Origin of the sequence: Bartonella queenslandensis AUST/NH15 (assembly GCF_000312585.1) — a bacterium.
GTDB lineage: Bacteria > Pseudomonadota > Alphaproteobacteria > Rhizobiales > Rhizobiaceae > Bartonella > Bartonella queenslandensis_A.
The window spans coordinates 121,123-122,850 of the sequence record NZ_HE998003.1 but is presented as its reverse complement, the minus strand read 5'-3'; the positions used below and the strand labels follow the sequence as shown (position 1 = coordinate 122,850).

1 pseudogene is annotated in these 1,728 nt (G+C 38.2%); it reads right to left on the bottom strand.

Features of this window, described 5'->3' with window-relative positions:
• A pseudogene (locus tag BN338_RS05690) lies at positions 1–1,523 on the bottom strand (pertactin-like passenger domain-containing protein); the annotation flags it as partial.
• Between the last annotated feature and the right edge of the window lie 205 nt (positions 1,524–1,728).

Here is a 1,728-nt window from a genome sequence, read left to right as displayed (position 1 = left end):
TGGAGGTAACACTACACGAGTCTGATTTTCTTGAGAAGAAGATACCGAAACACGAGAAACATTCCGTGTTTCTCTTAAATGACGTGGAGGACGTTGTTTAGGTGAACCTTTTTTAGATCCATGAGAATTACTACTTTTTCCTCCAGAAAAATCGCCTCTCTGTGGCGATGCACCACTATCAGCAGACAATGCAATAGAAACTTTCACTTTCTTATTTCCACACTCTACTTCAGTACTAGAACGTTCCGTATCTCCAGAAGTTCTACTTAAATACCAAATTGTAGCATTACCACTAGAACTAGCACATCTTTTTCTCTTCAGCAATTGATACTGATAGGCTCCACCATCAACAGCTGTAATGCCCTTCCCCGAAAGATCTGCCAGAGTAAAATTGGCTCCTTCACCTTGGCTTCTATCGGTAATTAACGAAAGCTCAGTAACAAAACTATTCCTTTGAGAGAGAGAACCTGTAATTTCACGACCAGAATCTGCAACATTTATTTTGTGATTACCAGCGCCCTCACTAATTGTCAGGTAATCACTCGCATCCCACGTAGGACTAATATTGAATCGAAAATGTAAATTTCCTGAAAGTTGCTCAACATGAAGTGAAATATGACGTGGATCATACGGGATAGAAGTAAAAATAACAGTTCCTCCTTGCCCCCTAAATTTTCAATTTCAATCTGAGGTTTCTCTCCTATGTTCCGTTCACCAACCTCAAATATTGTTTCCTCAGGTCTGCCCTTTATAGGAATCTTTTTTTTAGTCGTATGATTTATTCTATCACCAGCAAATAAATAAAGTTCTCCGAGATTATTGACCCTTACTTCTCCAACAACACCTTGCACACCAACATATAGCCATGATTTGGCAGAATCCGTAATTGTTAAAGTATCCACAAACCCTCTAGGATATACTACTTGAGTAGCTTTATCCCTCAAGGTAGTCGCCAAAGATTCTCCTCCTGCTAAAACGTGCTGTCTCCCATTACCAGAAACTTCTGTAAACATTGCTCTTCCCCCCTCTTTTCTTTCTCCCGTATAAAGATTTTGTTCTCCGTTATTTCCTACTTTCGTATTCCAAGCCTCTGCCCCATCATATATATTCTGTTGTCCTACCGCTCCACCACCGCCAGAAACTGTGGTATTAGAGGCACTGCTTTTTCTCACCACACGTGTAAGATCAATATTTTCCTCTTCATGAACAAACTGCTGACCTCCAAGGATTTTAGCATTTATTGCATTTCCTGCACGTGTAACTATCTGCATCCCCCCTTTTTTAATAGTGGATCCCACGGAAGTTTTTCCATCGTCAACAATCTCAACACCACCATCTTCGATTGTAACATTATTGCTGAAAGTATGACTAATCAATGCTGAGCCTTTTGGTACCGTCCCTCCATTTCCCATATGTTCTAATCTTTTTAGCTCTCTATTCCTATTCTCAACTGCACTTGCAGATTGCGCAAGACAACTACTGATCATCAATACTGAAAAACTTAACTTGTATTTATACCGCATTATACACACTCCACTCTCAACTATTTAGAAAAATATCCCGCGGCTACGTAGGTAGCTCATTTTAGATTGTATCATAATGTGTTTTATTTATGTCTAAATACAATTTTTTAGTGTATTTTTTAATATAAACAACTATAAGATGTTGATCTATAAACCACTAAAAAACTCTAAATTAAGGACAAAAAACTGAATAAAATTCAAAATA